General features: G+C 71.5%; 14 protein-coding genes. 6 read left to right on the forward strand and 8 right to left on the reverse strand.

Features of this window, described 5'->3' with window-relative positions; genetic code table 11:
* Positions 1 to 79: 79 nt before the first annotated feature.
* Positions 80 to 3,601 carry a transcription-repair coupling factor gene (mfd, locus tag DFJ69_RS07720; RefSeq protein WP_116026475.1) on the reverse strand — a complete coding sequence of 1,174 codons (3,522 nt, stop codon included), beginning with the start codon at positions 3,599 to 3,601 and terminating at the stop codon, positions 80 to 82.
* A 211-nt stretch (positions 3,602 to 3,812) separates the two neighbouring features.
* Between mfd and DFJ69_RS07725 the strand changes: the two genes are divergently transcribed.
* The 3 genes from DFJ69_RS07725 (at position 3,813) to DFJ69_RS07735 (ending at position 7,211) form a co-directional block, all read left to right on the forward strand.
* Positions 3,813 to 4,523, forward strand: a complete 711-nt coding sequence (locus tag DFJ69_RS07725) for a class I SAM-dependent methyltransferase (protein WP_245974136.1) — start codon at positions 3,813 to 3,815, stop codon at positions 4,521 to 4,523.
* Between the two features lie 122 nt (positions 4,524 to 4,645).
* Entirely contained in the window at positions 4,646 to 6,121 is a 1,476-nt protein-coding gene (gene cysC, locus DFJ69_RS07730; protein WP_116021842.1) for an adenylyl-sulfate kinase, read from the forward strand.
* A gap of 88 nt (positions 6,122 to 6,209) precedes the next feature.
* Positions 6,210 to 7,211, forward strand: coding sequence for a sulfite exporter TauE/SafE family protein (locus DFJ69_RS07735; protein ID WP_116026476.1), 1,002 nt, complete (start codon positions 6,210 to 6,212; stop codon positions 7,209 to 7,211).
* 6 nt (positions 7,212 to 7,217) lie between these two features.
* Here DFJ69_RS07735 and DFJ69_RS07740 read toward each other — a convergent pair whose 3' ends face one another.
* Both DFJ69_RS07740 and DFJ69_RS34150 read right to left on the reverse strand, forming a co-directional pair.
* Positions 7,218 to 7,781 carry a TlpA disulfide reductase family protein gene (locus tag DFJ69_RS07740; protein WP_116021843.1) on the reverse strand — a complete coding sequence of 188 codons (564 nt, stop codon included), beginning with the start codon at positions 7,779 to 7,781 and terminating at the stop codon, positions 7,218 to 7,220.
* 33 nt (positions 7,782 to 7,814) lie between these two features.
* Complete coding sequence (locus DFJ69_RS34150) at positions 7,815 to 8,621, reverse strand: beta-1,6-N-acetylglucosaminyltransferase (protein ID WP_170177567.1); 807 nt, start codon at positions 8,619 to 8,621, stop codon at positions 7,815 to 7,817.
* Between the two features lie 231 nt (positions 8,622 to 8,852).
* On the opposite strand from DFJ69_RS34150, the gene DFJ69_RS07750 reads away from it, so the two are divergent.
* Entirely contained in the window at positions 8,853 to 10,022 is a 1,170-nt protein-coding gene (locus DFJ69_RS07750) for a hypothetical protein (protein WP_170177568.1), read from the forward strand.
* Here DFJ69_RS07750 and DFJ69_RS07755 read toward each other — a convergent pair.
* From DFJ69_RS07755 to DFJ69_RS34160, 5 genes are all read right to left on the reverse strand, one after another.
* Positions 9,928 to 11,052: a glycoside hydrolase family 26 protein gene (locus tag DFJ69_RS07755; RefSeq protein WP_116021846.1), complete on the reverse strand. Its 1,125-nt coding sequence runs from the start codon at positions 11,050 to 11,052 to the stop codon at positions 9,928 to 9,930. The two genes, DFJ69_RS07750 and DFJ69_RS07755, sit on opposite strands and share 95 nt — an antisense overlap.
* Before the next feature lie 149 nt (positions 11,053 to 11,201).
* Positions 11,202 to 13,535 (reverse strand): fibrinogen-like YCDxxxxGGGW domain-containing protein, encoded by a 2,334-nt coding sequence (locus tag DFJ69_RS07760; RefSeq protein WP_147312234.1) that lies wholly within the window; start codon positions 13,533 to 13,535, stop codon positions 11,202 to 11,204.
* A gap of 247 nt (positions 13,536 to 13,782) precedes the next feature.
* Positions 13,783 to 14,685 (reverse strand): sulfotransferase, encoded by a 903-nt coding sequence (locus tag DFJ69_RS07765; protein ID WP_116026477.1) that lies wholly within the window; start codon positions 14,683 to 14,685, stop codon positions 13,783 to 13,785.
* A 17-nt stretch (positions 14,686 to 14,702) separates the two neighbouring features.
* Complete coding sequence (locus DFJ69_RS34155; protein WP_170177569.1) at positions 14,703 to 16,262, reverse strand: lipopolysaccharide biosynthesis protein; 1,560 nt, start codon at positions 16,260 to 16,262, stop codon at positions 14,703 to 14,705.
* Positions 16,259 to 17,608, reverse strand: a complete 1,350-nt coding sequence (locus DFJ69_RS34160) for an O-antigen ligase family protein (RefSeq protein WP_170177570.1) — start codon at positions 17,606 to 17,608, stop codon at positions 16,259 to 16,261. The genes DFJ69_RS34155 and DFJ69_RS34160 overlap by 4 nt, the downstream gene beginning before the upstream one ends.
* 279 nt (positions 17,609 to 17,887) lie before the next feature.
* On the opposite strand from DFJ69_RS34160, the gene DFJ69_RS07780 reads away from it, so the two are divergent.
* Together DFJ69_RS07780 and DFJ69_RS07785 are read left to right on the forward strand one after the other, a co-directional pair.
* Complete coding sequence (locus tag DFJ69_RS07780; RefSeq protein WP_116021849.1) at positions 17,888 to 18,985, forward strand: hypothetical protein; 1,098 nt, start codon at positions 17,888 to 17,890, stop codon at positions 18,983 to 18,985.
* A 126-nt stretch (positions 18,986 to 19,111) separates the two neighbouring features.
* Positions 19,112 to 20,746: a tyrosine-protein kinase domain-containing protein gene (locus DFJ69_RS07785; protein ID WP_116021850.1), complete on the forward strand. Its 1,635-nt coding sequence runs from the start codon at positions 19,112 to 19,114 to the stop codon at positions 20,744 to 20,746.
* Positions 20,747 to 20,750: the final 4 nt, after the last annotated feature.

Consider the following 20,750-nt stretch of genomic DNA (forward strand, 5'->3'; position numbering starts at 1 on the left):
GAGGCTCCCATCGTCCTTGATCGGCTACGGGTCATCCTAGGCCCGGGACGCGGTGGGGGCGCCCCGGGCCCGCGCCATCCTAGGTCCGGGCGGGCTCCAGGAACAGCGCCTCCACCACGTCGGTCGCCCACTTCAGCAGCGCGGTGTCGCGCAGCGGCCGGCCGCCCAGCGGGGCCGTCTTGGGGGTCGGCACCAGCAGCGTGCCGGCGGCCTCCTTGTAGATGCTCTTGGGGTAGAGCCGCTGCAGCCTGACCTGCTTGGAGTCGGGCAGGTCGGCGGGCGCGAACTTGATGTGGGCGCCCTGCACGGTGACCTCGGTGAGCCCGGCCTTGCGGGCCCGGGCGCGGAACCTGGCCACCTCCAGCAGGTTCAGCACCGGCTCCGGCGGGGTGCCGAACCGGTCCTTCAGCTCGTCGTACACGCCGGAGATCTCCTCGTCGGAGGTGATCGCCGCGATCCGTCGGTAGGCGTCCAGCCGCAGCCGCTCGCCGGGGATGTAGTCGTGCGGCAGGTGCGCGTCGACCGGAAGCTCCACCTTGGTCTCCGGCGGCTCGACGGGACCCCCCTCGCCGCCGCCCGTCTTCGCCTTCAGATCGCGGACGGCCTCGCCGACCATCCGCACGTACAGGTCGAAGCCGACGCCGGCGACGTGACCGGACTGCTCGGCGCCCAGGATGTTGCCCGCGCCCCGGATCTCCAGGTCCTTCATCGCCACGTACATGCCGGCGCCCATCTCGGTGTGCTGGGCGATGGTGGCCAGCCGCTCGTGGGCGGTCTCGGTCAGCGGGGCCTCCGGCGGGTACAGGAAGTACGCGTACCCGCGCTCGCGCCCACGGCCGACGCGCCCGCGCAACTGGTGGAGCTGCGACAGGCCGTACATGTCGGCGCGGTCCACGATCAGCGTGTTGGCGTTGGGGATGTCAAGGCCGGACTCGACGATGGTGGTCGCCACCAGGACGTCGTAGTTCTTCTCCCAGAAGTCCACCATCACCGCTTCGAGCTGCTGCTCGTTCATCTGACCGTGGGCGGTGGCGACGCGCGCCTCGGGGACGAGCTGCTTGAGGGTCGCGGCCACCCGGTCGATGGAGCGGACCCGGTTGTGCACGAAGAACACCTGGCCCTCGCGCAGCAGCTCACGCCGGATGGCGGCGGCGATCTGCTTGTCGTCGTACGGGCCGACGAACGTGAGGATCGGGTGACGCTCCTCCGGCGGGGTGAGGATGGTCGACATCTCGCGGATGCCGGTCAGGCCCATCTCCAGCGTCCGGGGGATCGGGGTCGCCGACATGGCCAGCACGTCCACCTGGGTGCGCAGGCGCTTCAGCTCCTCCTTGTGCTCGACGCCGAACCGCTGCTCCTCGTCGATGATGACCAGGCCGAGGTTCTTGAAGCGGCTCTGCGCCGAGAACAGCCGGTGGGTGCCGACCACCAGGTCGACGGTGCCGTCGGCCGCGCCGCGCAGCGTCTCCTCGATCTCGGCGTCGGTCTGGAACCGGCTGACCGGCCTGACCACCACCGGGAACGGCGCGAACCGCTCGCTGAACGTGGACAGGTGCTGCTGGACCAGCAGGGTCGTCGGCACCAGCACCACCACCTGCTTGCCGTCCTGGACGGCCTTGAACGCGGCGCGCACCGCGATCTCGGTCTTGCCGTAGCCGACGTCGCCGCAGATCAGGCGGTCCATCGGGACCTCCTTCTCCATGTCGGCCTTGACCTCCTCGATCGCGCCGAGCTGGTCGGCGGTCTCGACGTAGGGGAAGGCGTCCTCCAGCTCCCGCTGCCAGGGCGTGTCGGGCGCGAACGCGTGGCCGGGGGTGGCCATCCGGGCCGAGTACAGCCGGATCAGCTCCCCGGCGATCTGCTTGACCGCCTTGCGGGCCTTGGTCTTGGACTTCTGCCAGTCCGCGCCGCCGAGCCGGTGCAGGCTGGGCGACTCGCCGCCGACGTAGCGGGTGATCTCCTGGAGCTGGTCGGTGGGGACGAACAGCCGGTCGCCCCGGGCGTACTCCAGCACCAGGTACTCGCGGGTCGCGCCCTGCACCGTGCGGCTGACCATCTCCACGTAGCGGCCGACACCGTGCTGCTCGTGGACGACGTAGTCGCCGGCGCGCAGTTGGAGCGGGTCGACGCCGCCGCGCCGTCGGGACGGCATCCGTCGCATGTCCTTGGTGGACGTGCGCTGCCCGGACAGGTCGGTCTCCGTCAGCACGGCGAGCCGTACGGAGGGCCAGACGAAGCCGTTCTCCAGCATGCCGGTGGCCACGTTGACGACCGAGGGCTCGGGGGGCTCGGGCAGGTCGGCCAGCCGTGCGCCGACACCCGCCTCCTTCAGCACCTCCACCAGTCGCTCGGCGGGGCCGTGCCCGGCGGTGACGAGCACGATCCGCCACCGGTCGTCGACCCAGTGCTTGATGTCGCCCATCATCCGGCTGGTGTCGCCCCGGTACTGCTCGGCGGCGCGCGCGTCGAGCTGCAGGGCGTCCTGCTCGGGGTTGAGGGCGGTGACCGTCCAGCGGGGCAGCCCCAGCTCGGCGGCCCGCTCGCGGACCTCCTCCAGGGTGCGGAACGCGGCGGCCTCCAGGTCGATGGGGGCCTCTCCCCCGGCGGCGGCGGTGACCCAGCTCGCCTCCAGGAACTCCTGGCTGGTGCGGACCAGCTCGTGCGCCCGGGTGCGGATCCGTTCCGGCTCGCACACCAGCAGCGACGAGCCCTTCGGCAGCAGGTCGACCAGGAGCTGCATCCGGTCGGCGAGCACGGGCGAGAACGCCTCCATGCCCTCGACGACCTCGCCGTCGGCGATGCGGGTGAGGATCTCCGCCAGCGCCGGGTGCTGCTCGGCGAGCGCCCGGGCCCGTTCCCGCACGGTCTCGGTGACGGGCAGCTCGCGGCACGGCGGGGCCCACAGGCCGTCCTGCGCGATCTCCAGGGAGCGCTGGTCGGCGGCCTTGAAGTAGCGGATCTCCTCGACCGTGTCGCCCCAGAACTCCACCCGCAGGGGGTGCTCCTCGGTGGGCGGGAACACGTCGAGGATGCCGCCGCGCACGGCGACCTCGCCGCGCTTCTCGACCAGGTCGACGCGGCTGTAGCCGGCGTCCACCAGCCGCCGGACGGTCTCCTCCAAGTCGGCGTCCCCGCCGGACCTCAGCCGTACGGGCTGCAGGTCGCCCAGCCCGGACACGACGGGCTGGAGCACCGCCCGCACCGGCGTGACGACCACGTCCAGGGGGCCGCTCGCGGGGTCGCCCGGGTCGGGGTGGGCCAGCCGGCGCAGCACCGCCAGCCGCCGGCCGACCGTGTCGGAGCGCGGCGACAGCTTCTCGTGCGGCAGGGTCTCCCACGCGGGGAAGTGCGCGACGCGCTCGGGCGGCAGGAAGCAGGTCAGCGCCGCCTCCAGGTCCTCCGCCTCACGGCCGGTGGCGGTGACCGCCAGCAGCGTGCCCGACCCGCCCGAGCGGGCGAGCGCCGCGCCGAGGATGGGCCACAGGGACGGCGGGGCCACCACGTCGTGGTCGAGGCGTACCTGCGCCGCCCCGACCTGCTCGAGGGCGGCCGCCAACATGCGGTCGCCGACGGCGACGTCCAGAATTCCAGTCAGAGTCATGATCACCCAGGGTTCGGCCGGGTCCTGCTCCTCGCGCGATGGCGCGATGGGAGGGCAGCCCGGAACACCCGGGGATTCGACGCACCGCCCCCGGGCCGATGCCAGTCTACGCGCCGTCCGCTCTCCGGGAATGACCGGACGGTTGCCATGAGACACGTCAAGATAGTGCAAATAGCGGACGCTGCGCAGTCGAATGACTACGCTGCGAAGCGTGACCGATCTGCGCACGCCGCCGGTCAACGACGGCGATCTGTTCTCCGCACGAGCCCGCCAGTACGCGTACGAGCACCGGGCGCAGTCCCTCCAGGTCCTGGAGGCGGGCTGCGGGTGGGGCGGCGGGCTCGACCTGGGCGACCGCGAGCGCCAGGTGACCGGGGTCGACCTGGACCTGCCCGCCCTGCGCGCCCACACCGAGTCCCGCGCCGACCTGGACGCCTTCCACCTCGGCGACCTGCGCACCGTGCCGATGCCGCCGCGCGAGTACGACATCGTCCACGCCCCGTTCCTGATCGAGCGGGTGCCGCACGCCGAGCTGGTCCTGGACCGGTTCGTCGCCGCGCTCAAGCCGGGCGGCCTGCTGCTGGTCCGGCTGCGCGACCGCAACACCGCGTTCGGCTTCGTGGACCGCCTGATGCCCGCCCGCGACCCCGCCCGCCGGGGCCGCCGGCCCCGGACCGGCCCGCCGCCCGCCGTCTACGACGAGGTGGCGTCCCGCAAGGGCATGCAGTGGTACTGCATGATGCGCGGCCTGGCCATCACCGAGGAGTACGCCTCCGGCGAGACCCTGGCCGCCGCCGGGCGCTGGACGGCCGTGCTCTGCCGGGTGATCTCGCTGGTCAGCCGGGGTCGGCTGCCGTCCGGGCACAGCGAGGTGACGCTGGTGATCCGCAAGCCGGAGAACCGCTTCGCCCGAGTGATCTAGCGGACATCGGCCACTGTCGGACCTGAGGTGCATCGTCCCTGCACGGCACAGTATTTTTTGGCGCGTACCCACACTGACCTGGCCGGCCCGCGAACGCTTCGGGGCCGGGATCGGAGACTGCGGTGACCGCCGAAGCCGGCCTTCCCGACACGCTGCGCGACCTGCCGGCCTGGACCCCCGATCCGGTCGAGCTGGCCGACCTGGAACTGCTGCTGGCCGGGGTCTACCGGCCGCTGACCGGATTCCTCGGATCGTTCGACACCGCCATGGTGATGGGCGGCGGCCGGCTGGCCGACGGCACGCCGTGGCCGGTGCCGGTCACGCTGGCCGTCCCCAAGGAGATGACCGCCCACGGACGGCTGGTGCTCCAGGACCCCGAGGGGGTGCCGCTGGCGGTGCTGGAGGTCGCCGAGGCGTGGCAGGACCCGACCTCGCAGGCATGGCGGCTGGCCGGACCGCTGGAGCCGCTGCGGGCCCCCGCGCACGGCCCGTTCCACCGGCTGCGGCGGCGTCCCGAGGAGGTCGCCGGCGAGCTGCCGGAGGGCGCGGTGCTGGCGGTGGCCACCCGCGAGCCGCTGCACCGCAAGCAGTTGGGCCAGCTCCGCCAGATCACCGAGAAGCTCGGCGCCACCGTGCTCGTCCTGCCCCTGCTCGGCGGCGACCACGACGAGGCGCTGGTGCGGGCGCTGCTGGCGGTGCGACGTGAGCTGCCGGAGGGCGCGCTGATCGTGCCGGTGCCGCTGCCCCTGCGCGGCGACGCGGACCGCGACCTGCTGCTGCGGGCCCGCGTGGCGGCGGCCTACGGGGCCACGCACATCATGGGCGAGCGGGAGGCCGAGGGCACCGCGATCCCCGTGGTGGTGCCGGAGCCGTGGGCCTACGACGCCGACGTGGAGATCTGGCGTCCGGTGGCCCGGATCGAGCCCGACCACGTTCAGGCGGAGCTGACGCAGGACGACCTGGACGGGCTGCTGGACCGGGGCGATCCGGTGCCCGAGTGGTTCACGCCGCCGGCGGTGGCCGCCGAGCTGGCCGTGGCGCGCCCGCCGAAGCTGCGGCGCGGCATCACGGTCTTCTTCACGGGCCTGTCCGGCTCGGGCAAGTCGACGGTGGCGCGCGGGCTGGCCGACGCCCTCGTCGAACGCGGCGGCCGTACCGTCACCCTGCTGGACGGCGACGAGGTCCGGCGACTGCTGTCGGCCGGGCTCACCTTCTCCAAGGCCGACCGGGACCTGAACATCCGGCGGATCGGCTACGTCGCCGCCGAGATCACCCGGCACGGCGGCGTGGCCATCTGCGCGCCCATCGCCCCGTACGCCGCCACGCGGGCCGAGGTCCGGCGCATGGTGGGGGCGGCCGGGGACTTCGTGCTGGTGCACGTGGCGACCCCGCTGGAGGAGTGCGAACGGCGCGACCGCAAGGGCCTGTACGCCAAGGCCCGCGCCGGGCTGATCCCCGAGTTCACCGGCATCTCCGACCCCTACGAGGAGCCGGACGACGCCGACCTGGTCCTCGACACGTCGCGAACGACGCCCGACGAGGCGGTGCACCGCGTACTGGACCTGCTGGTCACCGGCGGCTGGGTGCGCGAACGCTAGACGAACGTGACGGGTGCGCCTTTTGGAGCATAAAGGGGGCTGCGTATCCTGTTGCGGTCCTAGTCGACTAAACAAGTAGGTCATGGCGATGCACTTCGACTACACCATGGCGTTCGGCGCGTTCCTCGTCGCGATCGTCGTGGGGCTGACCGGCATGGGCGGCGGGGCGTTGATGACGCCGATGCTGGTGACGTTCTTCGGTGTGTCGCCGCTGACGGCGGTGTCCAGCGACCTGGTGGCCGCCGCCGTGATGAAGCCGGTCGGCAGCGCCGTGCACTACCGGCAGGGCACCATCAACATGAGGCTGGTGGGCTGGCTGTGCGTGGGGTCGGTGCCCGCCGCGTTCTGCGGGGTCCTGGTCGCCGAGGCCCTCGGGGACGGCGACCAGGTCCAGGACATCATCAAGAAGGCGATGGGTGTCGCGCTGCTCATCGCCGCCGCGGGCCTCGCCGTCCGGATCTACCAGGCGATGGTCGACCGCGTCGCCCGGCACTCCGGCGCCGACCGGCGCACCGCCGCGCCCGGCGACCCCGCCTCCGTGGACGCCCCGGAGATCCGCGTCAAGCCGATCCCGACCGTCCTGGTCGGCGCCGTCGGCGGCCTCGTCGTCGGCATCACCTCGGTGGGCTCAGGCTCGCTGATCATCGTCGCGCTGCTGGCGCTGTATCCGGCGCTCAAGGCCAACCAGCTCGTGGGCACCGACCTGCTCCAGGCCGTCCCCCTGGTCATCTCCGCCGCCATCGGCCACCTGTTCTTCGGCGACTTCAAGCTCGAGGTCACCGCCGCCCTGCTCGTCGGCTCCCTCCCCGGCGTCTACCTCGGCTCGCGCATCTCCTCGCGCGCCCCCGGGGGCCTCATCCGACGCCTGCTGGCCCTGGTGCTGCTGGCCTCGGCGCTGAAGATGTTCGACCTGGGCCCGGCCGCCATGGCCTGGACCCTCCTCGCCGCGATCGCCGCGGGCGTCGCCACCTGGATGACCGTCCGCCACCGCCACGGCCTCCCCTGGGTGGGCCTCGACCGGGGCCGCCCGGACGTCGACCCGGCGCTGAGGGAGCCCGAGGAGACCTCGGCCGGCGGCCCCGAACGCTGAGCCCGGTCAGCCCTTGAGCAGGATCCGCGCCATCCGCGCCAGGTCCCGCACCGACATCGGGCCCGGGCCGTTGGTCATCGACCCGTCGGCGCGGACGAAGATGAACGTTGAGGACGAGCGGACGTTGAACCGCCGATGGACCGCCAGCGACCGGTCGTCGATGTGCTCGATCCGCGAGGTGCCCGTTCTGGCCACGAACCGGGCCGCCTCGCTCCGGGGAGTGCGTCCCGCGACCCCGACGACGCGTATCCGCCGGCCGTAGTGGCGGGCGAGCTTGGCGACCGTGGGCCCTTCCCGCAGGCAGGCGGCGCAGGAGGCGCTCCAGAACCACAGCACCACGGGCCGGCGGGCCAGGGTGGACCCCTGGAACCGGCCGCCGCGCAGCGTGGTGGCGGTGAACGCGAACTCCGTGGGCACGAACCCTCCGGTGGTCGCGACCTTGGCCGGGGCCGTGGGTCGACCGCTCCCCTGGGGGCCGCCGCCGGCGACGGGCTTCTCGTCGCCCGACCCGCAGGCCGCGGCGGTCAGGCCCACGACCAGGACCAAAGAGGTGATCACGGAACGGGACATCGGCAGGGGCCTTCCCTCGGAGTCGAAGCGGGACTACCGGCCCCGGCGGGCCCGGTCGTCGGCGAGCTGGTCCAGGGCGTCCAGGACCTCGGGATGCGCGGTCATGTCGACCTTGCGGGTGAAGAAGGCATCGCTCTCCCCCAGGTCGGGCAGGTGCGCGGAGGTGATGGTCTCGGGATGCGCCTGCGCCGCGCTCCACCGGATGAACCGCTTGCTGTCGTCGGCCACGTCCAGCGCCGGGCGCACGTTGCGGGCCATCGAGCAGATGAACGTCTCGTCCGGGATGGGCGCGTGCCTCAGGTAGCGCAGCAGCCGGTCCGACAGCGGCCGGTCCGCCAGGATCGCGCCGACCGCCTCCGCCGACAGGTTGAACCACATGTCGCCCACGTACAGGCCGGTGCCGTCGCGGTACGGATGGCGCCGGGAAAAGGGCAGCGGCACCGAACGCGCCGAGAAGGGCAGTCGCCTCCGGCGCAGATATCGCCGCCGGGTGAACGCCTGCCAGGGGTCGACGTCATCGGCCGGATCCCCGATCGGGAAATGCCGCAGAAACGCGTCGTGCCGGGTCGCCGCGAGCTCCGCCTCGATGGCGGGCATCGTGCGGATCGGATAGTCGTGACCCGACACCAGCAGCGCCCAGGAGAATTCGGGGATCGCGCGCGTCACCCATTCCAGCGAACGCCATTGCGCCTCGACCAGGGACAGCCGTCCCCACCGGCAGGGGCGGGGGTCCGGAATCGCCAGGATGTTCGAGGAGCGCGGCGCGGACCAGGGCACACCTTCGGGATCATGGTGGACGACCGCCACCGTGTCGGCCCCCGAGGCGACCCGTGCGGCCAAGCGTGACACCTGATCCGGATCGCGATGCGACAGAATGATGACCACGACCGGCCCGCTGCCCACTGGCCACCTCCCAAACCGGGAACACGGTAGCATGTCGGCACCCCCTACCTGAGCATTGAGGTCATTCTGGACGGCAATTCCGACGCCTCTCGCGACGTCCGGTGCGGCGAGGCCCTCGGCAATCTCATCGACCAACTCTGGCCGCGCTCCGAGGCCGATACCGTGCGCGTGACGCTCGGCGACATTCCCCCCGGCTTTCGGGTGGCCGAACGCTACGCGGTGGTTCCCGACCCGTGGCGGACGCGCTTCCTGGTGCCGCTGGCCGGCCGCACCGCCGCGGCGGCGAGCATCAGCCGTTACAACGGGCTGCGGTGGGCCCGGCTGCGCATTCCGCGGACCCTTCTCGGGTGGGCGTTCCGCGCGGGGGCGGGGCCCCGACTGATCCGCCACCGGCTCTTGGTGCTGGTCCGGGACGACCTGCCCGACGAGGCCCTCCCGGAGCATCTGATCGGCGCGCACCTGCGGCGGGTCCTCGGGTCGTCGGAATTCGCGATGGGCGTGGGCGTGCGACCACCGGACCCGAACGTCAAGCCCACCCTGCAGTTGTTCGCCCCGGACGGCTCCCCGCTCGGCTACGCCAAGGTCGGATGGAACGCGGCGACGCGGGCCATGGTCGTCAACGAGGCCGCCACCGCGGCGGCGTTGGGCGCCGACGCCGAGCGCCTCGGCGTGCCGGCGGTCCTGCACCACGGCGTCTGGCGGGATCGCGCGATCACCGTGACGGCGCCGCTGCCGCTACGGATCCGGCGGCACAAGGACACCGCCACACCCCCTCGCCTGCTCCACGAGGTGCTCTCCGCGCCGACGCGGGTGGGGCCGTTGGCCGAGTCGGCCTTCTGGCACGAGGTCCGCGCCGAGACCGACCGGATCGTCGCCGACCCCGAGGAGCCGCGTCTGGCCGAGACGATCGCCCGGGTCGTCGGGGACCTCGAGGAGCGCCACGGCCGCACGCCGCTGCGGCTCGGCCGCTGGCACGGCGACTGGGTGCCGTGGAATCTGGGCCATCATGGCGGGCGGCTGCACGTGTGGGACTGGGAGCACAGCGCACCGGACACGCCTTTGGGCTTCGACCACCTGCACTGGCGCTTTCAGGTGACGATGGTGCTGGAGGGCCGTCCCCTCCGCGAGGCGGTCCGGGCCGTGAACGACGCCGCCCGTACCGAACTGACCCCGATGGGTATCACCGAGCCGGAGCTCGTGGGCCGGCTGTACCTGCTGGAGATGTTCCTGCGAACGTACCGGCTCAAGCGGGCGGGAAGCGGGTGGAATCCAGCGTTGCACCCGGCGATGCTGGACGTGATGGGCGAGTGGACTCCGAGCCGAGCGGATCCCGGATGAGGTCCCGGCGTTCGGCGGCACGGTTCAGATACGGGTGCCGGCCGGTCTTGGCGTAGGCCTCGAGCATGCCCGCCCCCTGGTCGATGCCGAGGCCGCATTCGAACCCGGAGTTCCAGCGCACCAAGGCCCGAATGCTCGGATACCGCTTTTGGAGCGCTCCCGGAATGTCGTGGTACCACTGATGGGACCGGGCGGGGTCTCGGGGATCGAACTGGGTGCCGAACTCGTGGAGGACGTAGGGCTTGGTGGCTGAGATGTTCGTCTTCATCCACCGATAGGTGTGCCCCACCGACTGGTCGAACGTCTCCCAGTCGGAACCGTTGCACCGGTAGAAGTTGTAGGGGTCCCAACTCACCCAGTCGACGTACGCGTCGCCGGGATACAGCTTGCGGACCCGGTCGGGGTAGCCCTCCCCGAGATGCCCCGTCACGGTGAACACCCAGCGGACGTTGCGGACCCCCTGGGCGTCGAAGACCCTGCGGATGTGCCGCGCGGCGGCGACGTACTCGGCCTCCGTGCCCTGGTCCCGCCCGTGCGGGCTGACGTTCATCTCCATCTCGTGATCGAAGGTGAGCAGCATCGGCCGCCCGAACTCCTTGATGCGCCGGGCCTGGGGAACGACGACCGACGCGTCGAAGGCCCCGGACGCGATGTCACGCCATCGGAACGCCTTCTCGCGCACGTAGTCGCGGGTGTCCCAGGAGAGGAACATCAGTCGCGACGTGGCCACCTCCCGGGCCGCCGGGTCCGGGAATCGACCGGGCGACTCGTCGGTGAAGTCGAAATAGCGCGACACCATGTCGAACTCCCGACCGACCCGGCGTTCCATGGTCAGGAGATGGTCCTTGATATGGCCGTCGCGCATATAGACGCCCCACCATGCGCCGCAGTTGGGCACCAGGAGGTCGTTCACTCCGCATTTCCTCGGCGGCGCCGCGGGAGTGCGCCCGGAGTCGGCCGCGAAGAACACGAGCCCCGACAGTGCCACGGTGACCGCCGCCACGACGGCGGCACGGGACGGCGTCCCCAATCGTCCGATGATCGCGACATGCTCCTTTATCGAAAAAACGGCATCTGCGCCATCAGTACGCTATCCGCCGGTTCGCCCGGCACGCAGTGGCCGAAACGGGTACGGCTCCTTGTCCCGGGGGACAAGGAGCCGTACCGACGTCACCGGGCCTAGGGAACGACCAGGACCGGGGTGCTCGCGGAACGGTTTCCGCTCGTGTCGTGCGAGCGGACCACGTAGCGGTGGCTCGCGCCGTCCCGCAACGCGTCCTTGAAGTTCCAGCCGCGCAGGTCCGTCGCGATGACCCTGCCGTCGCGCAGCACCTCGTACCGGACGGTCGTGTCGTTCGGCACGCCGTCCCAGGCGAGGCCGACGCCGTCGTCACCGGTGGAGGCCACCCGCAGCCGCGCCGGCACCGGCGGCGGCGTGTGGTCGAGGGCGCACAGTCGACCGAAGCCGCCCAGCCACTGGTAGCCGGTGCCCGACCACGATCCCCGGTTCATGTCGCCGCCGAACCACAGGCAGCCGAAGCGGTCGAACTCCAGCGCCCAGATGCCCGAGCCGGTGCGGGAGCGGAACGACGGGTTGAACGCGGTCAGGTACTCGCCGGTCTGCGCGTCCCACGCGCCGAGGCCGTGCGACCGGTGCACGGCGGTGAAGCCGCCCCCGGCGTACACGTCGGGGTACGTGCTCGCGCCGATGTAGTTGTAGTCCCAGCCGTGGCTGGCGCCCCAGACGATGCCGTCCTTGACGACCATGTCCTGGAAGTCGCCGCCCGCCCTGGTGATGTTGCTGCCGATCCGCCGGGTGAAGTCGCGGTCGTAGACCTGGAGATCGTGCTCGGACCCGCCGAGCCACACCCGGTCGCCGACCTCCTTGACGGTCTGCCGGTACTGGCCGTCCTCCCGGATCGCGGTCGGACGCCAGCTCTGGTCCTCCACCCCGGGGATCCGGCGGCCCGCCCCGGTGGCGTCCACCACCGTGAAGTTGTTGGCCCTGGTCTCCTTCTGCTTGCCCATGTTCTCGAAGCGTCCGCCGAAGTAGACGCGGTCACCGCGGTCACTGGCGTCCACGTCGAACACGGGGCCGTCGAAGAAGGGGTTCCAGGTGGTGTCGGGGGTGCCGTCGGTCACTCGGACGCGGGCCGCGCCGCCGACCCACAGCTTGGACTTGGCGAGGGTCGCACCGCCCGCGATGTGCGTGAAGGTGCCGCCGACGTAGAGCCATTCGCCCTGGACGTCGAGGGCCCGCGCCCGCGGGGCGTTGCTGCCGCGTTCGAGGGTGGCCTTCCAGGCGGCGACCGGCGCGCCGGTCGCCGGATCCAGGGCGGCCAGGCCCTTGGTGTTGGCGACGCCGTTCACGGAGGCGAAGTCGCCGGCCACGATGATCTTGTCACCCGCGGCCTGGATGTCCAGCACCCCGCCGTTCAGGACGGGCCGGAAGCCCGACTTCCACTCGCCGGTCCTGGCGTCGAAGGCGGCCAGGTAGGACTGCTGGACCTTCTCGCCCGCCGCGGGACTGGCACCCTTCTGGACGTACTGGAAGAAGCCGCCCACGTAGACCGTGTCGCCGAGGGTGGCGATGCCCTGGACCTCCAGGTTGGTCTCACCGGAACCGCCGGCGACGACCCCGGTGACCCCCCACGGGGTGGGCGAGGTCGCGCCGCTGACCAGCGCCCGGTTGGGCCGGGCCGGCAACCCGGCGGCGGGCATGGTGCCGTAGTCGGGGTCGGTGACCTTGGGCCGGATCCAGACCTGGGTGAACGGCATCGGCGACCCCTCGCCGCCCGCCGTCCACAGGTGGTTGGTGGAGGAGTTGGAGCCGCCGGACACGCGCTCGCCGTAGGCGAAGCCCCGCTTCCAGCCCTTGGCGCTCGTCGCGGTCGTCCACACCCGGTTGTACGGCGCGAACAGGCCGTCCCTGTCGACGTCGGCGGTGGTGCCGCCCTGGTAGGTGGAGGATCCGAAGGTCGTGGAGGAGAGCGGCATGCCGCCGTCGAAGGTCCAGCTCCACCCCGCCGCACCGGAGACCTTCCAGCGCATCTCCTGCCATGCGGTGCCGCCGGCGTTGGTGGCGCGGCGCAGGCGCACGCCGTCGCCGAGCGCCTGGACCGACCCTCCGTTGAGCAGTCCGTCGATGGTGGCGCCCGGCAGCGCGGCGGGCGCGAACGCCCCCGTCCCCGCCGGGGTGTTGCGGACCTGGCCGGGCGTGCCCTGGCCCGCGTTGTGGAAGGACCAGTTCTCCCGGCCTCGACCGACCAGCACCCAGCCGCCGCCGTCGGTGGTCATGTCGCAGTAGAACTGCTGCGCGGTGACGAGCAGGGGGGTCTGCAGCCAGTAGAGCCCACTGGCGCTCGACGGACGGGTCTGCTTGATCGCCCAGCAGGACGGTGCGGCGTTGAGGGCGCTCGATCCGTCCGGCACGGGGGCCGCGGCGGCGCTGCGCGGCAGCGCCACGGCCACCCCACCGCTCACCAGCGCGGCGGCGGCAACGATCAAGGACACGCGAACGGGTCGCGTCTGCAAGCGGAAGGCCATGTACGTTCCCGGGTTCCGGAGGACGAGCGCGCGCACGCGACGGCTCTGAGAGGTGATATGCGGCAGGGCGGGGACGCCGTACGACAAAGCAGAAAACTAGGACAGCGGGCTGACCGATGTCAACGGTTATTTCGCATTGTAACCACATTCTTGTTTTGTCGGGCACTCCGGACAATGATCCGACATTCCAACCCGAGAGACGGGTGCGGACGGATCACGCGGGCCAGCCGAAGTCGGTGCCGAGCAGCGTGTGCAGCCGCCGGTTGTGCGGACGATAGAACTCGACGAGCTCGTCCCTCGTGTCCGCATTCATGGGCGGTGCCGGAAGATGGTTGTGCCGTCGGGCCACCCGCAGCGGATGAGGGGGCAGGCCCAGAAAGGCCGTCACCCGGTCCATCGCCGCCTGCTCGTCGCGGTACATGTCCTCCGCCGCCACGATGAGAAATCGTTCACGGGGAAAGGCCTCGAGCCAGGGTTCGAGTTGCGGCGCGTAGATCCCGCGATCACGGTAGGTGAAGAAATCGTGGGCGCGGCTGTAGTAGCCGGGGTCGGCCGCCATCTTCTCCCGCTCGCCGCGCAGCCGCTCCGGCTCGGCGGCGAGGGCCTCCTCGAAGCCGAGGTGCTCCGTCCCGGCGCCGACGCGCTCCCAGTAGTGCGAATAGGCCCGGCGCACCGGATCGCGGAGGCTCACGATGATCTTGACATCGGGCAGCAGGGCCCGCACCCGCTCGACGGTCGGCTCGTAGTACATGTAGTAGGGGCAGGCCTCCCCCGTGACGGGCCGATGACCGAGCGCGGCCTCCAGCCGGTCCAGCTCCTGCTCGGTGGCGAAGTGCGAGCGATACCAGTCGTCGCCGCGATGGTGGTTGACGTAGAAGTAGCCGGGACTCTTGATGCCGCGCGACGCCGGATACATCGGCATCACCAGCGGGCTCTGCAACAGGTAGTTCCACAGTGAGGTGGTGCCCGCCCGCTTGGCGCCGATGATGAGGAAGTCCGGGAGGTGCCGCCGGTCGGCGGTGCGCACCGCGTACGCCCTCGTCAGGCCGTTGGCCGCGTCCTTCGCCCAGCGCGGCGACCTGTTCTTGACCCGGGCGACGAGTTCCGCTGTGGACATGGGCATCCCCTTCTCGGTCAACTGCTGCGGCCCTTCCTCAGCGCGGCCGTCATCACGTCCACGTGCAGGACCCGCCGCTGCCGGTACAGTGCGAGCCCGTAGCCGGCGCCGGCGGTCACCAGGTACAGGGCGAACACCGGCGCGGAGGTGCCCAGCAGTGCGCGCAACAGCAGCCCCAGACCGCCGAACCACAGCACCGCCCAGCACATCACGGGCGCCAGCGTCCGTGTCCGGAGCCGCACCCCCATCAGGTACCGCACCTGCACCACGGCCAGCAGACCGTCCAGGAGCATGGCGATGCTCCAGGCCACCGCTCCCCCGACGACCCCGAACGAGGGCACCAGCGCCACGTGGGCCACCAGCATGACCACCACGACGATGGCCTTGTCGAGCAGGTTCCACGAGCTCTTGCCGCCCATGAGGAGGACGGTCTGCACATTGCCGGTGGCGAGCACGACCGCCATCGTCACGGCCAGGATCGCCAGCGCGTCCGCCCCGTCGGCGAAGTCGTCCCCGAACAGCGTCAGGACGAAGGGACCGAAGACCGCCAACGCCAGGTAGAGGGGCCAGGACGCGGCGACGACCCAGGCGGTCGCCACCATGTTCAGCTCCTCCGCCTCGTGCCGCTCCTTCCGGGCCAGCAGACCCGCGATCTGCGGTCCCACCGCGATCCGGGTCGCTGCCAGGACCAGCGTCCCCGTCGTGATGAACCGGCCGAGCGTCGCGTACACCCCGGCGTCGTGGCTCGAAGCCATGGCGGCGACGAGGGGGACGCCCAACCAGACCACGGCGATCTCCAGGACCGCCGCGACGCCCCGCAGCCCGGAGAAGCCCCAGAACTCGCGGACCGCCGAGGGCTCCCCCGGCTCCCGCGGCGTCGCCGGAGTCGTCACCGGTTCCCGTTCCAGTCGACGTACCAGCCGCCACAGGACGAGCACCGCCACCACGAAGGTGACCCCGATGGGGACGGACCAGACGAGCATGACCGTGCTCGCGCCGTACCCCAACCAGGTGACCGCCAGGATCAGCAACGGCCGACTGACCGGCGTGAGCACGTTCGCCTGCCAGGTGAAGGACGTCATGTCGCCCAGGCCCCGGGTCCCGGACAACGCCACGTTGCGCGCCGCGGACACCGCGAGGAAGGGCGCGCACAGGCGCAGGAACGTCTCCGCCTCATCCCGGTACGGCGCGTCGGCGAGCAGGCCGGCGAGCCAGGGCGCCGCGGCGAACACCGCCGATCCGGTCAACACCCCGACCGCCAGCACCGGAAGCAGCGACGCCGCCAGCACCCGCCGCACCTCGGCGATCCGGCCGAGGGCCCGCAGCCGGGCGGCGCAGCGCACCAGACCGGTGTCGGCGCCCAGCTCGGTGACCTCGGTCAGGATCATGAACAGCGCGACCACGCTGAAGAACACGCCGGTGCGCGCCGGGCCCAGCGTGCGGGCGACCACCGCGGTGAGGACGAATCCCGCCGCCGCCGCCACCACCGAGCCCGCCAGCCCGATCAGACCGCCGCGGGCGAACTCTCGCAGGTGCCCCTGCCGGCCGCCGGAGGCCGGCTCCGCACGCACCGTCATCGGCCACCGACCGACGCCGTACGGGGGGATCCCCGGCCGGAGGACCGCCGCGGCTCGGCGGCTTCCAACTCGCGCAGCACCAACGCTCCCGCCACGAAGATCAGAATGAGCTGGGTACCGTCCAGCCCGTAGTAGAAGACCATGAAGGACGCCATCACCGGCACCACGTGCAGCCACAGCAGCGGACCCTGCGCATTGCGCGTCCGCAGCGCCAGACCCCAGATCCAGGCCAGGAACAGGGCCAGCGCGGGGAAGCCGAAGGAGAACATCACATTCCAGACCTGACCCTGAGTGCCCACGGAGAGATTCAGGACCTTCGAGGGGCGGGGCGCACCGTACCCGACCACCGGCGATTCGAGGGTGCGGTCGAACGCCTCCTGGTAGATGGCCCCGCGGGTGCTGTTCGTGGCGCTGTACTCGGTGCGGGACTGGATGACCTCGCCCACGCCGACGGCCTGCGCCACGGCGAAGCCCACGAGGATGACGATCACCACCGCGGCCATCCACTTGACCTGGCCCCGTCCGCCGAAGCGCAGGGCCGCGTAGCCGATTCCCGCGATCATCGCCAGGAACATCCCGCGGTTGAGCGTGGCGAACGCGGGGATCAGCGCGGCCACGCCGACCGCCACCACCAGGAGCCGCTTCCACCAAGTCGCCGCGGTGCGCATGTACAACAGGACGAACGGCATCAGCAGCGCGAAGTGGCTCCCCCAGGTGTTGGTGTAGGGGAAGGGCGCGCTCGGCCGTTCGAAGGGTCGGGGCGCGCCCCAGGGCTGCTGCACCTCCGCGAAGCGCGGCCTGACCAACTCGCCCACGAACTCGTTGTTGACCACACCGCCCGGCAGCAGGGACGCCATCGGCGTGCTGATCGAGCCGTTGGGCACCAGCACGCCCAGGTATCCGCCGGCGACGACCCAGACCCAGAACATGATCACCAGGCCGAGCATCCGGCTCAGCGGCAGCCGGGTGCGCGAGCAGTTGTAGACGTACACCAGGAAGACCGTGGCGGCGACGTAGTTCATGTACCGGAAGGCGAACCCGATCAACCTGCCGCCGCTGTCGAGCTGGCTGGCCGCCACGGCCATCCACAGCATGAACAGCAGCCAGAGCCCGAACCCCCGCGGAATCCGCAGGCCGCGCCGCTGAAGCAGGATCGCGAGCATCGGGACCGCGCCGACCGTGCCCGCGAAGCCCCCCAGGCCCAGCACCCAGAGCACCGGGTAGCAGCCGAAGACCATGGTGATCGGCCAGGTCGGCAGCAGGTGTCCGCCCGCGGCCTCGGTGGGGGCGGGAGGCTGCGCCGTGGAAGGCTTGGACGGCTTGGGCTTCGCCAGGACGAGCGCCATCGACGATCAGCCCCGTGCGGTGGGGAGTACGGCCGGAAGGGCCGTGCGGCCTCCCACTTCGACCGGGCATACCACCATGTAGGGGGCGTTCACCGTACACTCTCCCCTCTGCGACGAGCGTCCCGCTTCACCGGCACCGGACAGCCCGGGCCGGCCGGGCGGCGGAGGGCGGGGTGGACTCCACTTCGGGGTGCTTCGTCCGATCCGGAGACTACAAGACGTTCATCACCTCGTAAGCTCGGAACACCCCAGACACCCCCGAAAAGGCTAGAGACGACAATGCGCATCCGCCCGCTCAGCGTGCCGCCCGTCTTGCTCGCGGCGCCCCTCGCCCTCGGATTCGCGCTGGCCGGACCCGCCGCGGCGGCACCGGGCGTCGAACCGACGCCGCCGGAGTCGGCCATCGGTGACGTCGGTTCGCACATCATCAGCGTCGTGGCCGACGCCCGCATCACCGACGCCAGCGGCCTGGCCATGGGCGGAACCGGTGACGTGCTCTTCACGCACCAGGACGCGGCGCGCTCCACGGACGTCTACGGGTTGGACGGCAGAGGACAGACGCGCTTCACCGTGAGCCTGCCCACGGGTCTCAACGAGGACTGGGAGGACATCTCCACCGTGCGACTCGCGGACGGTGGACGCCACGTCTACGTCGGTGACCTCGGCGATGGTTTCCTGGCCCGTCGACAGACCGGCAGGACTCCCCGCACCCGCTTCCGCCTGGTGCGGTTCACCGAGCCGAACGCGCAGTCCACCGGCGCCGTCCCCGCCACCGGCGTCCAGGTCCACGAGCTGGCCTACTCCGATGGAATGCGCGGGCGCAACGCCGAGACGCTGCTCGTCCAACCGGGGGCGGGCCACGTCTTCGTGGCGGACAAGACCGAGAAGGCCGGGCTCAAGGCCCGACTGTGGCTGGCCAAGGCGCCACTGGCCACCGACCGCGTCAACCCGCTCCGGCCCGTGGTGGACTCCCTGCCCGTGCAGGGGGCGTCGGGGGGCGCGTTCTCCCCGACCGGCGACCGGATCGTCATCCGCAACGCCGACACCGCGTACCTGTGGTGGATCCGGAACGGGAACGTGGCGAAGTCGCTGACCGATCCCCCGATCGAGATCCCCCTGCCCCGGCAGCGGCAGGGAGAGGGCGTCACGTTCACCGCCGACGGCTCCGCCCTGGTGATCAACTCGGAGGGGAGCCGGCAGCCCATCTGGCAGGTCCCGCTGCCCGGCCGGGCCAACTCCGACATCGCGGAGCCGGCGACGCCGGTCGGCGAGGCCGGACAGGCGAACGCGAACACGACGCTCGCCCTGGGGATCTTCGGCGGCGGGGTGGCGACGGCGGCGGGCGTGGTGCTGTTCCACCTGTGGCGGCGCACCTGATCCGGGTCCGTCACGAGATTCGACCGCTCGGGCGAGAGCGTCTCCCGGACGACATTTGTCAACGTCAAGGTATGTTAAATCCGGTCACCGGTTCCGGCGGCCGGAAGAGGAGGGCCAGCCAGTCACATGGACGCCACGTCCGCTGCCGGTTCGCGTGAACTGGCCGACTACATCGCACTGCTCAGGCGCCGGTGGTGGGTGGTGGGCGCCGCCTCCGCGCTCGGCGTCGGCCTGGCCGCCCTCATGGTGGTGCTGCTGCCCAAGACCTACTCCTCCTTCACGGTCGTCAACGTCACCCCCACCGAGATCGACAGCGGCAGCCAGTCCGGCCGCAACTCCGACGTCAATCTCCAGACCGAGTCGCAACGGGTCCGTTCGTTCCTGGTCGCCAGCCGCGCGGCCAAGGCGCTGAAGACGAACAAGTCGCCGACGACGCTGGCGTCCACGGTCACCGTCACGGTGCCCGACAACTCCACGATCCTCTACATCACCGCGGAGGCGACGACGGCGACCGGCGCGCGGGAGAAGGCGCACGCGTTCGCCCAGGCGTACCTGGACTTCCGCCGCGAGAACGCCACCGACGTCATGGTGGGCCAGATGACCTCGCTGGAGAAGCAGGTCACCAGCCTGGCCAGGCGGCTGGAAACGGTGACCGACAAGATCGAGCGCCAGCTCATCGTCGCCCAGATGCAGTCGTTGAACACCAAGCTGTCCGACATCCGGGTGCGGGCGGCCGGGATCAACGCGGGCGAGATCATCACGCACGCCCGGATGCCGACCGCCCCCTCGGACCCGAGCCTCACCCGCTACCTGCCGAGCGGGCTGGTGGCCGGCCTGCTGCTCGGCGTCGTGCTGGCGGTCTGGCTCGACCGCACCGACCGGCGCATCCGCAGCGCCGAGGACGTCGAACGGGTCCTGGACCTTCCCGTGCTCCTGGACGTTCCGGGCGGCCGCGGGGACGACGCGCTCGGGTTGCTGCCCGCGCGCAGTCGCACCGGCCAGAGCTTCCACGAACTGTGCCACTCGCTCGCCGCGACACTGGGCCACGGCAACCACGTCCTGCTCGTCACGGGCGCCTCACCGGGTCCCGGCGCCGGCGCGGTGTCGGCCAACATCGCCGCCGCGCTCGCCCGTACCGGCGCCAACGTCCTGCTCCTGTCCGCGGACCTGCACTCCAAGGTCGCCAGCGACCTCCTGGGCCAGCCCGGGGAGCCGGGGCTCGCCGAGGTCCTGCTGGGCAAGGCGCCGATCTCGAAGGTCGTGCGCAAGAACTCGATGGTGTCGTCGCTGGCCGTCATCTCCCCCGGCGCCGACGCCGACCTCGCCGTCGAGAAGCTGCAGAGCGAGCAGATGCCCACGCTGGTGGAGTATCTGCGCAAGAAGGCCCGCTACACCGTCATCCACGCGCCGTCCACCTCGCTGGGGGCCGACGCCCAGGCCATCGCCAACCTGGCGGACGCCGCGCTGATCGTGGTGGAGACGCCACGGACCCGCTATGACCAGGTCCGCGACGGCGTCCGACAGGTTCACAGCATGGGCGCGGCCGTGCTGGGCGCCGTGGTCCTTCCCGACCAGCCGGAACGCCCCGCGACCGCGCCGCCGGTCGCCGTCCGCGCCATCGGTTCGGACGACGTGCCGGCGGTGCCCAAGGGGGCGCTCGACGCGGGCGACACACCCGCGCCCGCGCCCGCGAAGAAGTCGTCGGGCGACGATGCCGACGAGGAGGACTCTCCGAGCGGCCACCGCATCCTGTGGTCCTGAGCGC

This window comes from Thermomonospora umbrina, assembly GCF_003386555.1.
Taxonomy (GTDB): domain Bacteria; phylum Actinomycetota; class Actinomycetes; order Streptosporangiales; family Streptosporangiaceae; genus Thermomonospora; species Thermomonospora umbrina.

What these genes read in the sequence shown, in the direction of transcription:
- mfd (WP_116026475.1), bottom strand. Translation starts at nt 3,601, where the DNA reads ATGACTCTGACTGGAATTCTGGACGTCGCCGTCGGCGACCGCATGTTG.
- DFJ69_RS07735 (WP_116026476.1), top strand. Translation starts at nt 6,210, where the DNA reads ATGCACTTCGACTACACCATGGCGTTCGGCGCGTTCCTCGTCGCGATC.
- DFJ69_RS07740 (WP_116021843.1), bottom strand. Translation starts at nt 7,781, where the DNA reads ATGTCCCGTTCCGTGATCACCTCTTTGGTCCTGGTCGTGGGCCTGACC.
- DFJ69_RS07765 (WP_116026477.1), bottom strand. Translation starts at nt 14,685, where the DNA reads ATGTCCACAGCGGAACTCGTCGCCCGGGTCAAGAACAGGTCGCCGCGC.
- DFJ69_RS34155 (WP_170177569.1), bottom strand. Translation starts at nt 16,262, where the DNA reads ATGACGGTGCGTGCGGAGCCGGCCTCCGGCGGCCGGCAGGGGCACCTG.
- DFJ69_RS34160 (WP_170177570.1), bottom strand. Translation starts at nt 17,608, where the DNA reads ATGGCGCTCGTCCTGGCGAAGCCCAAGCCGTCCAAGCCTTCCACGGCG.
- DFJ69_RS07780 (WP_116021849.1), top strand. Translation starts at nt 17,888, where the DNA reads ATGCGCATCCGCCCGCTCAGCGTGCCGCCCGTCTTGCTCGCGGCGCCC.
- DFJ69_RS07785 (WP_116021850.1), top strand. Translation starts at nt 19,112, where the DNA reads ATGGACGCCACGTCCGCTGCCGGTTCGCGTGAACTGGCCGACTACATC.